Origin of the sequence: Kineosporia rhizophila, assembly GCF_021277265.1 — a bacterium.
Lineage (GTDB): Bacteria > Actinomycetota > Actinomycetes > Actinomycetales > Kineosporiaceae > Kineosporia > Kineosporia rhizophila.
In genome coordinates this window covers 135,776-152,316 of the sequence record NZ_JAJSOH010000012.1, presented here as the reverse complement: position 1 = coordinate 152,316, position 16,541 = coordinate 135,776, and the positions used below count along the sequence as shown (strand labels likewise).

Below are 16,541 nucleotides of genomic sequence, written 5' to 3'. Positions count from 1 at the left end.
CACGCGGTCCGGGCCCCCGGACCAGTAAATGGTTCGAGGAGCTGTTTCATGGACACCGAGGACAAGTTTCTCGACTACCTCAAGCGGGCCACCGCCGACCTGCGCAAGGCCCGCAGGCGGGTGCGCGAGCTGGAGGACCGCGAGGCGGAGCCGATCGCGATCGTCGGGATCGGCTGCCGCTTCCCGGGCGGGGTGAACGACCCGGGAAGCTTCTGGCGGCTGCTGTCCTCGGGCACCGACGCGATCGCGGACTTCCCCATTGACCGCGGCTGGGACGTGGAGGGCCTGTACGGCTCGGCCGGCCCGCGCGAGGAGTCGTCGAACACGATCCAGGGCGGGTTCGTCCACGACGCGTCGGGTTTCGACGCGGGGTTCTTCGGGATCAGCCCGCGTGAGGCGCTGGCGATGGACCCGCAGCAGCGGGTCATGCTGGAGACCTCGTGGGAGGCACTTGAGCAGGCCGGGATCGACCCCTCGAAGCTGAAGGGGTCGGCCACCGGCGTCTTCGCGGGCGCGGGCATGACCGCCTACGGCGCGCAGGTTCCCGCGGCCGACGCCGAGGGCTACGTGGTCACCGGCAACGCCACCAGCGTGATCTCCGGCCGGGTCGCCTACAGCCTGGGCCTGGAGGGCCCGGCCGTGACGGTCGACTCGGCCTGCTCCTCGGCGCTGGTCTCGATGCACCTGGCCGCCGCCGCACTGCGTTCCGGCGACTGCACGCTGGCCCTGGCCGGCGGTGTCACCGTGATGGCCGAGCCGGGCAGCTTCGCCGAGTTCTCCCGGCAGGGCGGCCTGGCCTTCGACGGCCGCTGCAAGGCGTTCTCGGCCGAGGCCGACGGAACCGGCTGGGCCGAGGGCGCCGGTGTGCTGGTGCTGGAGAAGCTTTCGGACGCCCAGCGCAACGGCCGCACGATCCTCGCGGTCATGCGCGGGTCGGCTGTCAACCAGGACGGCGCCTCCAACGGCCTCACCGCTCCCAACGGCCCCTCCCAGCGGCGCGTGATCCGCGCCGCGCTCGCCAGCGCCCGGCTCTCGCCGGCCGAGGTCGACGCGGTCGAGGCGCACGGCACCGGAACGGTTCTCGGCGACCCGATCGAGGCGCAGGCCCTGCTGGCCACCTACGGCCAGGACCGCCCGGAAGGCCGCCCGGTGCGGCTGGGTTCGGTCAAGTCGAACATCGGTCACACCCAGGCCGCGGCCGGTGCGGCCGGGGTGATCAAGATGATCCTGGCGCTGCGCAACGAGATGCTGCCGCGCACCCTGCACGCCGATCAGCCCTCTCCGCACGTGGACTGGAGCGCCGGTGACGTCGCGCTGCTGACCGAGGCCGAGCCCTGGCCCTCGCGGCTGGCCGACAACGGCGCCCCGCGGCGGGCGGGCATCTCGGCGTTCGGCATCAGCGGCACCAACGCCCATGTCGTCCTCGAAGAAGCTCCCGCCCCGGTCGCGGCTGCGGCCATCGACGCCGACGCCGAGAAGCCCCTGGCCGTTCTCGACGGCGAGCAGCACGCCTGGCTGATCTCCGGCCGTAACCCCGAGGCCCTGCGCGCGCAGGCCACCCGGCTGGCTTCCCACGTCGCCGATGCCGCGGTGGAACCCGCCGACATCGCCTGGTCGCTGGCCACCACCCGCACGGCGCTGGAGCAGCGCGCCGTCGTGGTCGGCCGCACCACCGCCGAACTCACCGTCGCCGTCAGCGACCTGGCCACGGGCGTCCCCACGGGCTCGATCGTGACGGGCGCCGCCTCCACCACGCCGCGCGTGGTCTTCGTCTTCCCGGGCCAGGGTTCGCAGTGGGTCGGCATGGGCCGCGAGCTGGCCGCCTCGTCGCCGGTTTTCGCCGCTCGTCTGGCCGAGTGCGGCGCCGCGCTGGCGCCCTTCGTGGACTGGTCGCTCGAGGACGTGCTGGGCGACGAGGAGGCCCTGCAGCGGGTCGACGTGGTCCAGCCGGCGCTGTGGGCGATCATGGTTTCGCTGGCCGAGTTCTGGCGCGCCGCCGGGGTTCGGCCGGACGCGGTGCTGGGGCACTCGCAGGGTGAGATCGCCGCCGCCGTGGTGGCCGGCATTCTCTCGCTGGAGGACGCCGCCCGGGTGGTGGCGCTGCGCAGCCAGGCGTTGAAGGCGCTCTCGGGCCGGGGCGGGATGCTCTCGCTCGCCGAGCCGGTGGCCGTGGTCGAGGCCCGGATCGCTGGCCTGGCCGGTGTGACGGTGGCGGCGGTGAACGGGCCGAACGCCACGGTGGTGTCGGGGGATCCGGCGCTGCTGCAGGAACTGCTCGAGCGTGTGGAGGCCGAGGGTGGCCGGGCGCGGATGCTGCCGGTCGACTACGCCTCGCACGGCCCCCAGGTCGATGAGCTGCAGGACGAGATCCTCCAGGTCCTGCAGGGGCTCACCCCTCAGCCCGCGACCACGCCGATGATCTCGGCGATGACCGGCGAGTGGCTGATCGGCCCCGAGGCGGACGCGGGCTACTGGTACGCCAGCCTGCGCGCCCGGGTCGACTTCGCCCGCGCCGTCGAGACTCTCGCGCGTGATGAGTTCGGTGCGTTCGTCGAGGTCTCCGCCCACCCGGTGCTGACCAACGCGGTCACCGACATCGTCGAGACCGCGCTGCAGGTGAGCGGCGACGAAGGACCGGTGGTCACCGGCACCCTGCGCCGTGAGGACGGGGGCGCCTCCCGGGCGCTGTTGTCGCTGGCCGAGGCCTACACCCGTGGCGTGGCCGTGGACTGGACCGCTGTGCTGCCCGAGGGCCGGCGCGTGGACCTGCCGGCCTACGCCTTCCAGCGTGCGCACTACTGGCCCCTGCCCGGCACCGACCTCCCGGCCGCGGACCTGCGCGAGCTGACCGAGGGCGAGGCGCAGTTCTGGGCGGCCATCGAGGCCGACGACATGCAGAGCCTGGCGTCGGCGCTGGCCGTGCAGGGCGATGAGTCGTTCGCCGAGATCGTGCCCAAGCTGGCGGCCTGGCGCCGCCGCGAGCGCGACGCCAACGCCGTGGCCGACTGGCGCTACCGCGTCACCTGGACCTCCGTCGACGCCCCCGAGGCCACGCCGCTGGCCGGCACCTGGTTGCTGATCACCCCCACCACCCCGGCCGACCACCTCGTCACGCAAGCTCTGCGCGCTGCCGGGGCGGACGTCCGAACGCTGACCGTCACGCCCGCAGACCTGGACCGGGCCGCGCTCACCGCGCTCCTGGACGGCCTGAACCCGGCGGGAGTGGTGTCGCTGCTCGGCCTGGACGAGGCGCCGACGGCTGAACTGCCGGTCGTCACCCAGGGCCTAACGGGCACGCTCGCCCTGGTGCAGGCGCTGGGCGACACCGGGATCAAGGCCCCGCTGTGGCTGCTCACCAGCGGCGCCGTGCTGTGCGGCCGGACTGACACCACGCCGAGTCGTCCGCTGCAGGCGCAGATCTGGGGTCTGGGCCGGGTCGCCGGTCTGGAGCACCCCGACCGCTGGGGCGGCCTGATCGACCTGCCGGAGACCTTCGACGAGACCGCCGCGCAGCGCCTGACCGCATTCCTGGGCCAGAGCTCCGAGGACCAGCTGGCGATCCGCTCCACCGGCGTGCAGGCCCGCCGCCTGGTGCAGGCCCGCCCGCGCGCCTCCCGGCCCGGTGACGAGCGCTGGAGCACCCGCGGCAGCGTCCTGCTCACCGGCGCCTCCGGTGCGATCGGCCCCGACCTGGCCGCCTGGCTGGCCGCCTCCGACGTGCCGCACGCCGTGATGGCCAGCCGCCGCGGCCCGCACACCCCCGGCGCCGCCTACCTGGCCGCACTGATGGCCGAGGCCGGCACCGGCGTCACCCTGGCCCGCACCGACGTGTCCGACCGCGACCAGGTGGCCGGTCTGATCGACTGGATCCCCACGGTCGGCCCGGACCTGTCCGCGGTGATCCACGCCGCCGTCTCGGTCGAGCTGCTGCCGCTGATGCGCACCGACGCCGAAGGCCTGGCCCTGGCCTCACAGGCCAAGGTCGCCGGCGCCGCGCACCTGGACGAGCTCACCGCCGACAAGGACCTGGACGCGTTCGTCCTGTTCTCCTCGATCACCGCCACCTGGGGTGTGGGCGACCACGGCGCCTACGCCGCGGCCAACGCCTACCTCGACGCCCTGGCCGAGGACCGCCGCCTGCGCGGCCTGCCCGCCACCTCGATCGCCTGGGGCGTGTGGGAGTCCGGCGGCCGCTTCGACGAGACCCCCGCCAACGACCCCGCGAGCGCGCCGCAGCACCAGGAATGGCTGCCGCAGAGCCTGATCCCCGACCGCCTGCGCCGCCAGGGCCTGGTGCTGCTGAACCCGGACCGGGCGCTCACCGCGATGGGCCAGGTGCTGGCCGACGACGAGACCGTGCTCGCGGTCGCCGACGTGGACTGGCCGCGCTTCTCCGCCGTCTTCAACGCCTCCCGGCAGTGGCGCCTGCTCGACGAGATCCCGCAGGCCCGCCAGGTGGAGAGCACGCCCGGCGAGGTCGCGGTCAACGGTGAGGCCGCCGCTCTGCTGGCCAAGCTGCTCGGGGTCTCCCAGCAGCAGCGCGAGCGCATCGTCACCGACCTGGTACGCCAGCACGCCGCCGCCGTTCTGGGCCACAGCTCGGCCGGCGAGGTGCAGGCCGGGCGTGCCTTCCGCGACATGGGTTTCGACTCCCTCACCGCGGTCGAGCTGCGCACCAAGCTCAACCAGGCCACCGGTCTGCAGCTGCCCAGCACCGTCGTCTTCGACTTCCCCTCCCCGCAGGTCCTGGCCCGGGAGATCCTCACCCGGCTGATCGGTACGCAGGCCACCGCCGACGCACAGGCATCCCGGGTGACGCCGGTCTCGGCCGACGACCCGGTCGTGATCGTCGGTATGGGAGCCCGTTTCCCCGGGGCTGTGGACAGCCCGGAGGCGATGTGGGACCTGCTGATGAACCGCGGCGACGCGATCTCGCAGTTCCCGGCCGACCGCGGCTGGGACGCCCTGGGCGAGACCGGCGGCTTCACCCCGCGCGGTGGCTTCATGTCCGGGATGGCCGAGTTCGACCCGGCGTTCTTCCGGATCAGCCCGCGTGAGGCGCTGGGCATGGACCCGCAGCAGCGGCTGCTGCTGGAGACCTCGTGGGAGGCGCTGGAGCGGGCCGGGGTGGACCCGGTCACCCTGCGCGGCTCGCTCACCGGCGTCTTCGCCGGTGCCTCGAACTCCGGCTACGCCGGGCTGGCCGGTTACGGCGCCGGGGTGGAGGGCTCCGAGGGCCACCTGATGATCGGCAACCTGACCAGCGTGGTCTCCGGCCGGGTCTCGTACACCCTGGGCCTGGAGGGCCCGGCCGTCACGGTCGACACCGCCTGCTCCTCGTCGCTGGTGGCCCTGCACCTGGCTGCCTCGGCGCTGCGCGCGGGGGAGTGCGACCTGGCCCTGGCCGGCGGCATCATGGTGATCACCGACCCGGCCGAGTTCATCGGCTTCTCCCAGCAGGGCGCGCTGGCCGCGGACGCCCGCTGCAAGGCCTTCTCGGCCGACGCCGACGGCATGAGCCTGGCCGAGGGCGTGGGCATGTTCGCGCTGGAGAGGCTCTCGGACGCCCGTCGCAACGGCCACCCGGTGCTCGCGGTGATCGCGGGCAGCGCCGTGAACCAGGACGGCGCCTCGAACGGGCTGTCCGCCCCCAACGGCCCCAGCCAGCAGCGAGTCATCCGCGCGGCTCTGGCCAGCGCAGGGCTCACCCCGGCCGACATCGACATCCTCGAGGCGCACGGCACCGGCACCAAGCTGGGCGACCCGATCGAGGCGCAGGCCGTGCTGGCGACGTACGGCCAGGGCCGGCCCGAGAACCGGCCGCTGCTGATGGGCTCGGTCAAGTCGAACATCGGCCACGCCCAGCAGGCCGCCGGCGCCGCCGGGGTGCTGAAGCTGGTGCTGGCCCTGCAGCACGGCGTGGTCCCGGCCACGCTGCACGCCGAGGTGCCCACCCCGCACGTGGACTGGGCCGCCGGTGACGTGAAGCTCCTGAACGAGCCGGCGCAGTGGCCGACTGGGGGCGAACGGGTGCGCCGGGCAGCGGTCTCGGCGTTCGGGATCAGCGGCACCAACGCGCACATCATCCTGGCCGAGCCGCCCGCCGACGAGCCCGCCGGCATCGAGCCCACCGACGAGCCGGCTCTGCCGGTCCTGACCGGCGACGACCTGGCCTGGCTGGTGTCGGGCCACACGCCGGACGGCCTCACCGCCCAGGCCGAGCGTCTGGCCGCGCACGTCAGCGACCAGAACCCGGCCGACCTGGCCTGGTCGCTGGCGGCAACCCGCTCCGCGCTGGAGCACCGGGCCGTGATCCTCGGTTCCCGGACCGGCCACCTGCTCGCCGGTCTGGAGGCACTCCGGGCGGGCACCCCGTCCTCTGCCCTGATCTCCGGCACGGCCGCCGCGGCCGACCCGGTCGTGTTCGTCTTCCCCGGCCAGGGTGGTCAGTGGGTCGGCATGGGGCGTGAGCTTCTCGCTCAGAGCCCCGTTTTCGCGCAACGGATGGACGAGTGTCGCGCGGCTCTGGCGCCTCATGTCGAGTGGGACCTGCTCGAGGTCCTGGACGACGAGGAGCAGCTGGCCCGCCTCGACGTGGTGCACCCGGCGCTGTGGGCGACGATGGTCTCGCTCGCCGCGCTCTGGGAGGCCTCCGGCGTCGTGCCGGACGCGGTGATCGGGCACAGCCAGGGCGAGATCGCGGCTTCGGTGGTGGCCGGGGTGCTTTCGCTCGAGGACGGCGCGCGGGTGGTTGCCCGGCGCGGTCGGGCGATGCTCGCGCTGGCCGGCAAGGGGGGCGTGCTTTCCGTCGCCGCCTCTCGTGAGGTTGTCGAAGGGCTCGTGGGCGCTTACGACAAGATCGCTGTCGCAGTGCTGAACGGCCCGTCGGCCACGGCCGTCTCGGGTGACGTCGGGCAACTGCAGGCCCTGGCCGCCGACTGCGAGAAGCAGCAGATCCGCACGCGTTTCGTGCCGATGGACTACGCCCCGCACGGCCCGCAGGTGGAGAGCATCCGCGACGAGATCCTGACGGCGCTGGAGGGCCTGACGCCGAACCCGGCGCTGATCCCGATCGTCTCGGGCATGAGCGGCGACTACCTCGACGGCACCGAGGCCGACGCGAGCTACTGGTACGAGAGCCTGCGCGCCACGGTCCAGTTCACCGACGGCATCAAGACTCTCGACCGGGACGGCTACGGCGTCTTCGTCGAGGTCTCCCCGCACACGGTGCTCACCGCCGCGATCGGCGCCACCCTGGAGCGGGAGGACGATCGTCCCGCCGCCGTGGTGACCGGAACCCTCAAGCGTGAGGACGGGGGAGCCGCGCGCTTCCTGGCCTCGCTCGCCGAGGTGCACGTTGGTGGCGGCCACGTGGACTGGAAGGCCGTGCTGCCCGAGGGCAAGCGCGTCGACCTGCCCACCTACGCCTTCCAGCGCCAGCGCTACTGGCCCAAGGCGATCGCCGCCACCGGCGCCAGCGTCCAGGCCCTGGGACTCGATGCGGCCGGCCACCCGCTGCTCGGTGCCGCCGTGCAGCGCGCCGACGGGCAGGGCCTGCTGTTCACCGGCCTGCTCTCCACCCGCACCCAGCCCTGGCTGGCCGACCACGTGATCGCCGGTGCGGTGCTGCTGCCCGGCACCGCCTTCGTCGAGCTGGCCGTGCGAGCCGGCTACCAGGCCGGCACTCCGCGCCTGGAAGAGCTGACCCTGGCGGCGCCGCTGATCATCCCGGCCGAGCGCCCGGTCCGGATCCAGGTCGCGGTCGGCGCCCCGGACGAGAGCGGTCACCGGTCCGTCGAGATCTACGGAAACGTCGACGAGACCTCCGAGGAAGGATGGACCCGTCACGCCGGTGGTCTGCTGGCCCCCTACGTCGCTGCGGGCGATGCCGAGGCGGGCGACTTCCTGGTCTGGCCGCCGTCCGACGCCGAGCCGGTGGACGTGTCCGACCGTTACGAGTCGACGAGCGCGGGCGGCTACGCGTTCGGCCCGACCTTCCAGGGGCTGAAGGCGGCCTGGCGCCGCGGCGCGGACGTGTTCGCCGAGGTTGCGCTGCCGGACGAAGCTGCTTCGGAGGCGTCTGCTTTCGGGGTGCATCCGGCTCTGCTGGACGCCTGCCTGCACGCGGCCGGGGTCGCCGGTGACGCCTGGGCAGGGCACCTGGACGCCGAGCCCGGTCAGATGCTGCTGCCCTTCGCCTGGACCGGCTTCTCGCTGCACGCGGCCGGGGCGGCCCGGTTGCGGGTCCGGCTGCGGCCGGAGGCTGCGGGCGGGATCGCCCTCACCGCAACCGATGTCGCAGGGACGCCGGTGGTCACCGCCCAGTCGCTAGTGCTGCGGCCGGTCTCGGCCGCTTCGATGCCCGCCACTGGTCCCTCGGTGGACGACGCGATGTTCGCGGTCGAGTGGGTGCCGGTCGAAGCGGGAACAATGGACGCTTCCTGGGCCGTTGCCGGTCCGGACGCCTTCGGTCTCGCGGCTGGGATCGCGGCAGCCGGTCAGACCCCGGCGCTGTACCAGAACCTGGCCACGCTGGCCGAGGCCGTGAGCGCCGGCGCCCCCGCGCCCGCACTGGTCGCAGTGGCCGTGGACGGCCCCTGGGATGCGGCTGACCCGGCCGTTGCGGCCCGTGAGGTGACTGTCCAGACCGTCGCGCTGCTCCAGGAATGGCTGGCGCTCACCGCGCAGGACGCGCTTGCCGAGGCCCGCCTGGTGCTCGTGACGCGTGGAGCGGTGGCCACCGGCACGGGTGAGGACGTGTCCGACCCGGCCGCCGCCGCGGTCTGGGGTCTGGTGCGCTCGGCGCAGTCCGAGAACCCCGGGCTGATCACGATCGTCGACCTGCCCACCCGGACGGTTACCAACACCACCGTCGACACCACCGTCGACACCACCCTTGACACGACGCAGGTCAGCCATCTGCCCGCCGCGCTCGCCACCGGGGAGCCGGAACTGGCGATCCGCGCGGGCCGCCTGATGGCCCGCCGCCTTTCCCGGCCCTCCGCAAGCCTTCTCAGCCCCGAGACCGACGGGCCCTGGCGGCTGGACGCGGCGCAGAAGGGCAGCCTGGACGGCCTGGCCCTGGTTGCTGCCCCGGAGGCCGAGGCGCCGCTGGAGCCGGGCACGGTCCGGATCGCCGTTCGCGCCGTGGGTCTGAACTTCCGCGACGTCCTGATCGCGCTGGGCATGTACCCGGTCGACGCGCTGGTGGGCACCGAGATCGCCGGCGTGGTGACCGAGGTGGCCACCGACGTCGTCAATTTCGAAGTCGGCGACCGGGTGCTGGGCATGGGATCGGGGGCCGCCGGCCCGTTGACCGTCACCGAGGCCCGGCTGCTGACCCGGATGCCGGACGCCTGGTCGTTCGCGACCGCCGCGTCGGTGCCGATCGCCTACTCCACGGCCTGGTACGCCCTGGTCGACCTGGCCCAGGCCCGGCCCGGCCAGAAGCTGCTGGTGCACGCCGCGGCCGGTGGCGTGGGCACGGCCGCCGTCTCGGTGGCCCGGCACCTCGGGCTGGAAGTGTTCGCCACCGCCAGCCCGGCCAAGTGGGACGTGCTGCGGGCGATGGGGCTGGACGACGAGCACATCGCCTCCTCCCGAGACGCCGCCTTCGAGGCGAAGTTCAACGCCGCGACCGGGGACGAGGGCATGGACATCGTGCTCAACGCCCTGGCCGGCGAGCTGACCGACGCCTCGCTGCGACTGCTGCCGCGCGGCGGCGCGTTCCTGGAGATGGGCAAGACCGATGTCCGCTCCGAGGACGACCTGGCCCGCGACTTCCCGGGCGTGCGCTACCACGCCTTCGTCACCGGTGAGGCCGAACCTCGGCGCCTGACCGCGATTCTCGACGAGACCACGGCCCTCCTGGCCGAGGGCGTGCTGGCCATGCCGCCGAAGAAGGTCTGGGACGTGCGCCGGGCGCCCGAGGCGTTCCGCTTCATGAGCCAGGCCAAGCACGTGGGCAAGCTGGTGCTCACCGTGCCTTCCGCTGCGCGAGGCACCGTCCTGATCACCGGCGGTACCGGCACTCTGGGTGGGCTCGTGGCCCACCATCTCGCTTCGACCGGTCGTTCCGACGAGCTGGTGCTGACCAGCCGCCGGGGCCCGGGTGCGGCGGGAGTGGCTGCTCTGGCCGCCGGGGTGGCCGAGGCCGGGGCCGGTGTGCGGGTGCTCGTGGCCGATGCGGCCGACCGTGACGGCCTGGCGACTGTGCTGGCCTCACTGCCGAAGCTGACCGGGATCATCCACACCGCCGGTGTTCTCGACGACGGTGTGGTGGAGTCCCTTACGCCGGAGCGGATCGACGCGGTGATGCGACCGAAGGCCGACGGCGCCTGGAACCTGCACGAGCTGACCCTCGGGCGCAACCTCGACCAGTTCGTCCTCTTCTCCGCCGGTGCAGCCACGTTCGGTGGCGCCGGGCAGGGCAACTACGCCGCAGCCAACGCCTTCCTCGACGCCCTGGCCGCGCACCGGGTGGCGCAGGGCCGGCCGGCCGTGTCGCTGGCCTGGGGCCTGTGGGCCGACTCCAGCGGTATGACCGCCAACCTCAGCGGCGCCGACAAGGACCGGATGGCCTCCGGCGGGGTGAAGCCGCTGAGCTCGGCCGACGGCCTGGCCCTGCTCGACCTGGCGCTGAGCCGGGACGAGGCCCACCTGGTGCCGGCCCGCCTGGACATCGCCGGGATCCGCCGGCTCGGGGCCGACCTGCCGCCGCTGTGGCGGAATCTGGCCGGTTCCGGGCGGCGGGCCATTCCGCAGGCCGCCGCCGCGACCGGTTCGGGCAACCTGGGCCAGCAGCTGGCCGCCCTGCCCGAGGCCGACCGCGAGCGGGTGCTCCTGGACCTGGTCCGCGGGCACGTCGCGGCCGTGCTGGGCCACGCCTCCCCGGACGCGATCGAGCCCCGCCGCGCCTTCCGCGACCTCGGCTTCGACTCATTGACATCGGTCGAACTGCGTAACCGGCTCTCCACCGCGACCGGCCTGCGGCTGCCCGCCACCGTCGTCTTCGACCACCCGTCCTCCACCGCCCTGGCCGAGCACCTGCGCGCCAAGCTGCTCGGCGGGGCCGCCTCGGTGGCCGCCGTCACCGCGAAGCCCGCGGCCACCGGTGAGCCGATCGCCATCGTCGGCATGAGCTGCCGCTTCCCGGGCGAGGTCCGCGACCCCGAGTCGCTGTGGCAGCTGCTGGCCGAGGGCGTCGACGCGATCGGTGACCTGCCCCGCGACCGCGGCTGGCCGGTGACCGGTTCCAGCACCGGGCAGGGCGGTTTCATCAGCACCGCGGCCGACTTCGACCCCGGCTTCTTCGGGATCAGCCCGCGCGAGGCCCTGACCATGGACCCGCAGCAGCGGCTGCTGCTGGAGACCGCGTGGGAGGCCGTCGAGCGGGCCGGGATGGACGCGAGCGTGCTGCGCGGCACCCCGACCGGCGTCTACGTGGGCGCGGCGTTCTCCGGCTACGGCGACGGCCTGCCGCCCGAACTGGCCGGGCACATGATGACCGGCACCGCGGCCAGCGTGATGTCCGGCCGGATCTCCTACACCCTGGGCCTGGAGGGCCCGGCCGTCACGATCGACACGGCCTGCTCCTCCTCCCTGGTGGCCCTGCACCTGGCGGTGGCGGCCCTGCGTTCCGGCGAGTGCACGATGGCCCTGGCCGGCGGCGCCACGATCATGGCGACCCCGGGCGGGCTGGTCAGCTTCTCCCAGCAGCAGGCCCTGGCGGCGGACGGCCGTTGCAAGGCCTTTTCCGACTCCGCCGACGGCATGGGCATGTCCGAGGGCGCGGCCATGCTGGTGGTCGAGCGGCTCTCGGACGCGCAGCGCCTGGGGCACCCGGTGCTGGCGGTGATCCGCGGCAGCGCGATGAACCAGGACGGTGCCTCCAACGGCCTGACCGCCCCGAACGGGCCCTCGCAGCAGCGGGTGATCCGCGCCGCGCTGGCCAACGCGCAGCTCAGCGCGGCCGACATCGACGTGGTCGAGGCGCACGGCACCGGCACCGAGCTGGGCGACCCGATCGAGGCCCAGGCCCTGATGGCCACCTACGGGCAGGAGCGCCCGGACGGGCAGCCCCTGCTCATCGGCTCGGTGAAGTCGAACATCGGCCACACCCAGTGCGCGGCCGGCGCGGCCAGCGTGATGAAGGTGGTGCTGGCGCTGCAGAACGAGCAGCTGCCGCGCAGCCTGTACGCCGAGAACCCGTCCGACCACGTCGACTGGAGCGAGGGCGACGTCCAGCTGCTCGCCGAGGCCCAGCCGTGGACGGCCGGGGACCGGGTGCGCCGGGCGGGCATCTCCTCGTTCGGGATCTCGGGCACCAACGTCCATCTGCTCATCGAGGAGGCCCCCGCGGCTGCGGTGGCGAAGCCCGAACTGAGGACGCCGGTGCTCACCGGTGGCGCGTCGGCGTGGGTTGTGTCGGCGCGGACCGAGGAGGCCGTGGCGGCCCAGGCCGACCGGCTCGCCTCGTTCGTCGCCTCGCAGCCGGTCGGTGAGGCCCGCCCGGCCGAGGTGGCCTGGTCGCTGGCCACCAGCCGGGCGGTGTTCGAGCACCGCGCGGTGGTGATCGGCTCGGAACCGGACGACTTCCTGGTCGGCCTCGACGCCGTGGCCTCGGGTCTGCCCGCCGCCGGTGTGGTGGGCGGTTGCGTGCCGAGCGGTGGAGCGGCCGGCCGCAAGGTCTTCGTGTTTCCCGGTCAGGGTTCGCAGTGGATCGGCATGGGCCGGGCGCTGGCGGCTGCTTCGCCGGTGTTCGCTGAGCGTCTGAACGAGTGTGCGGCCGCGCTGTCGGCCTTCGTGGACTGGAACCTGCTGGAGGAGCTCGAGGGCCCGCTGGAGCGGGTCGACGTGGTGCAGCCGGTGCTGTGGGCGGTGAACGTCTCGCTCGCGGCGGTGTGGGAAGCGGCCGGGGTTCGTCCTGACGCTGTTGTCGGGCACTCGCAGGGTGAGATCGCCGCTGCGGTGGTCTCCGGTGCGCTGTCGCTGGAGGACGGCGCCCGGGTGGTGGCGCTGCGCAGCCAGGCGCTGCGGGCGCTGGCCGGACGGGGCGGGATGCTCTCGATCGCCGAGCCCGTGGCTGTGGTCGAGGCTCGTCTGAGTGGTGACGTGACGGTGGCGGCGGTGAACGGGCCGTCGGCGACGGTGGTCTCGGGTGATCCGGTTCGGTTGGCTGAGCTGCTGGCCGAGGTGGAGGGTGAGGGTGGCCGGGCGCGGATGCTGCCGGTCGACTATGCCTCGCACGGCCCGCAGGTCGAGGAGTTGCGTGAGGAGATACTGCGGCTGCTGGCCGAGGTCCGGCCGCAGGCCGCTCGAATTACGATGGTTTCGGCCATGACCGGGCTGAAGCTGGAGGGCACCGAGCTCACTGCGCAGTACTGGTACGACAGCCTGCGTGGCCGGGTCGAGTTCTCCCGTGCTGTCGAGGCTCTGGCCGATCATGGCGTGTTCGTCGAGTCCTCGGCCCACCCGGTGCTCACCGCCCCGGTTGCGGACGCCCTCGAGAACCTGGGCGTGGAAGCGGTCGTCACCGGCACCCTGCGCCGCGAGGACGGCGGAGCGGACCGGATGCTGGCCTCGCTGGCCGAGGTGTACGTGCGCGGCGTCGAGGTGGACTGGCGTTCGGTGCTGACACCGGCCGTCCGGGTCGACCTGCCCACCTACGCCTTCAGCCCGCAGCGCTTCTGGCCCACCGCGAGCGTGGCCGGTGCCGACGTGGCCTCGGCCGGTCTCGGCTCGGTCGGGCACCCCCTGCTGGGCGCCCGGGTCGAGCTCGCCGACGGCGAGGGTGTCGTGGTCACCGGCCAGCTCACCCCGCGCAGCGCCCCCTGGCTGGCCGACTACGAGGTGGCCGGCGTGACGCTGGTGCCCGGCACGGCCCTGGCCGAGCTCGCGGTGGTGGCCGGTCACCAGGTCGGCTGCCCGCGGATCGAGAAGCTCACGCTGACCACTGCGCTGGTGCTGTCCGAGAACCCCACCCAGGTGCAGATCGCTGTGGGCAACGCGGACGACGAGGGACGCCGCACCGTCCAGATCTACGCCCGGGTGGACGAGCCGTCGCAGACCGACGAGGGCGGCTCCTGGACCTGGCACGCCAGCGGCGTGCTGGCCCCGGCCGTCGAGGCCGCGCCCGGCACGGCACGTGACCTGCTCACCTGGCCCCCGGCCGACGCCACCCCGATCGCACTGCCGACGCTGCACGAGGCCCTGGAGACGGCCGGTCACCGCTACGGCCCGGCGTTCCAGGGGCTGCAGGCGGCCTGGCTGCGCGGCGGCGACATCCTTGCCGAGGTCGCCCTGCCGGAACCGGCCGCGGCCGACGCGGGGTTGTTCGGGGTGCACCCGGCCCTGCTCGACGCGGCCGTGCAGGCCCTGGTCATGGCCCCGGACACCACCACCCCGGCCGACCAGACCCGCGTGCCCTACGCCTGGAGCGGAGTCTCGGTCTACGCGCCGGGCAAGAACCGGTTGCGGGTGCGGCTGAGCCCGACCGACGCCGGCTGGTCGCTGACCGCAGCCGATGCCACCGGGGCGGCCGTGCTGGAGGTGCAGGAACTCCTCCTGCGCGGAGTGTCGGCGGCCCAGCTGCGGATCGCCGGGAACACCCTGCGCGACGCGCTGTTCTCGCTCGGCTGGGCGCCGGTCCCGGACCCGACCGTGGCCGTGACCGGCCCGTGGGCGGTGCTGGGCGAAGACCACCTGGGCCTGGCCGAGGGGCTGGCCGGGATGGGCGTCACCGCGGCCCTGCACCCCGACCTGGCCTCGCTGTCCACCTCGGTGGAGGCGGGGGAGGCGGTGCCGCAGTTCGTGCTCACCGCGCCGCGCATGCCCGAGAGCGACGCTGCTGGCTCGGCGGCGCAGTCGGTCGAGAAGCTGCTTTCCGAGTGGCTGAACCTCACGGCGCCGGCCGCGGCGCGGCTGGTGCTGATCACCCGGGGGGCCGTCGATACCGAAGACCTCCCGATGCACTCGGCACAAGCCGCTGCCGTCTGGGGCACTGTTCGTGCGGCCCAGCGTCGCAACCCCGGGCGGATCACCCTGGCCGACCTTTCCTCCGGCGCCCAGGCGGCCAACGACCGGCTGAGCATGCTCGCCGCCTCGCTGACCACTGAAGAGCCGGAACTGGCGCTGCGCGGCGACGTCGTGCTGGGCCGGCGGATCACCCGCCCGGCGCAGGTCTTCGACCCCACCGCGACGGTCGAGGGCACCCTGCTGGTCACCGGTGCGGCCGGCACCGCGACTGCCACGGCGGTGCGGCACCTGGCCCGAACCGGCCGCGCCCCCGCGGTGATCCTGGCTCTGTCCGGCGGCCCGTCCTCGGCCACCACGGCCGAGCTCGCGGCCGAGCTGGTCGGGCTCGAGGTGCCGGTGTGGTCGGTCGACCCGAGCACGCTGCTCGACCCGGCCGACACCGAGGGCCTGTCCCGGCTTCTGGCCCGCATCGGCCACCCGCTCACCACGGTGCTGCACTCGGCCGAGGACCAGAGCGACCAGGCCGACGAGACAGACGAGACCGCCTGGGCAGTCCACCGGCTCACCCAGGCCCTCACCGACGTCCACAATTTCGTGGTCTTCACCGACCTGACCGCCACCCTCGGTGCGGCCCCGGCGGAAATCAGCCAGGCCGCAACCGGTCTCGAAGCACTGGTATGCCAGCGGCGGGCGGCCGGACTGGCGGCCACGGTCGTGGCCTGGGGTCCGCTGGAGGGCGACGGCGAGGCGGCCCTGACCGGGGCGGCCGCACTGACCGCGCCGATCACCGGGCTGATCGGGACCCTGGGCGTGGACGACGCGGCGGCCCTGCTCGACCTGGTGCTCGAACGCGGCGACGGGCAGCTGGTGGCGGCCCGGCTGAACCTGACCCGGCTGCGGCAGACCACCGGCTCGGCGTCGATCGCGCCGACCGTGTGGCGGGCCCTGGCCGGCGCGCCGGTGCAGGCCGAGGCCGACGACGAGGAACGCTCCAAGGTCACCGAGGCGCTGCGGGCACAGCTGGCCGAGCTGTCACCCGCCGACGCCGAGCGCACCCTGCTCACCATGGTGCGCGGGCACGTCGCGGCGGTGCTCGGGGAGTCCTCGCCCGAGTCGATCGACCCGCGGCGGGCCTTCAGCGAGCTCGGCTTCGACTCGATGATCGCGGTCGAGCTGCGCAACCGGCTGAACACCGCCACCGGCCTGAAACTGCCGGCCACCGCGGTGTTCGACTACCCCTCGACCGCCGCCCTGACCACCTACCTGCTGGACAACCTCGGCCCGGACGGCGAACGCGCCGGCGACGCCGAGGAGGCCCGCCTGCGCCGGGTCCTGGCCACGGTGGCGATGTCCCGCTTCCGCGACGCCGGGATCCTCGACGAACTGCTGCGTCTGGCCGACCCCGACCGGCCGGCCGAGAAGACCGGCGCCGAGAACGGCCACGCCGCCGTGGAGATCGACGACCTGGACGCCGACAGCCTGATCGCCCTGGCGATGGGCTCGGGCGACGACGACCTCGACGGCCGGGTGCCCGAAGGTGCTGACCACTGATGCTTGAACTGTTC

1 protein-coding gene is annotated in these 16,541 nt (G+C 73.8%); it reads left to right on the top strand.

Translation table 11 applies throughout. The features are described from left to right. Window positions 1-48 precede the first annotated feature (48 nt). Window positions 49-16,527 (top strand): type I polyketide synthase, encoded by a 16,479-nt coding sequence (locus LWF15_RS18600; protein ID WP_232812112.1) that lies wholly within the window; start codon window positions 49-51, stop codon window positions 16,525-16,527. The last annotated feature ends 14 nt before the right edge of the window (window positions 16,528-16,541 follow it).

Coding starts and splice junctions, on each gene's coding strand:
- LWF15_RS18600 (WP_232812112.1), top strand. CDS start 49: ATGGACACCGAGGACAAGTTTCTCGACTACCTCAAGCGGGCCACCGCC.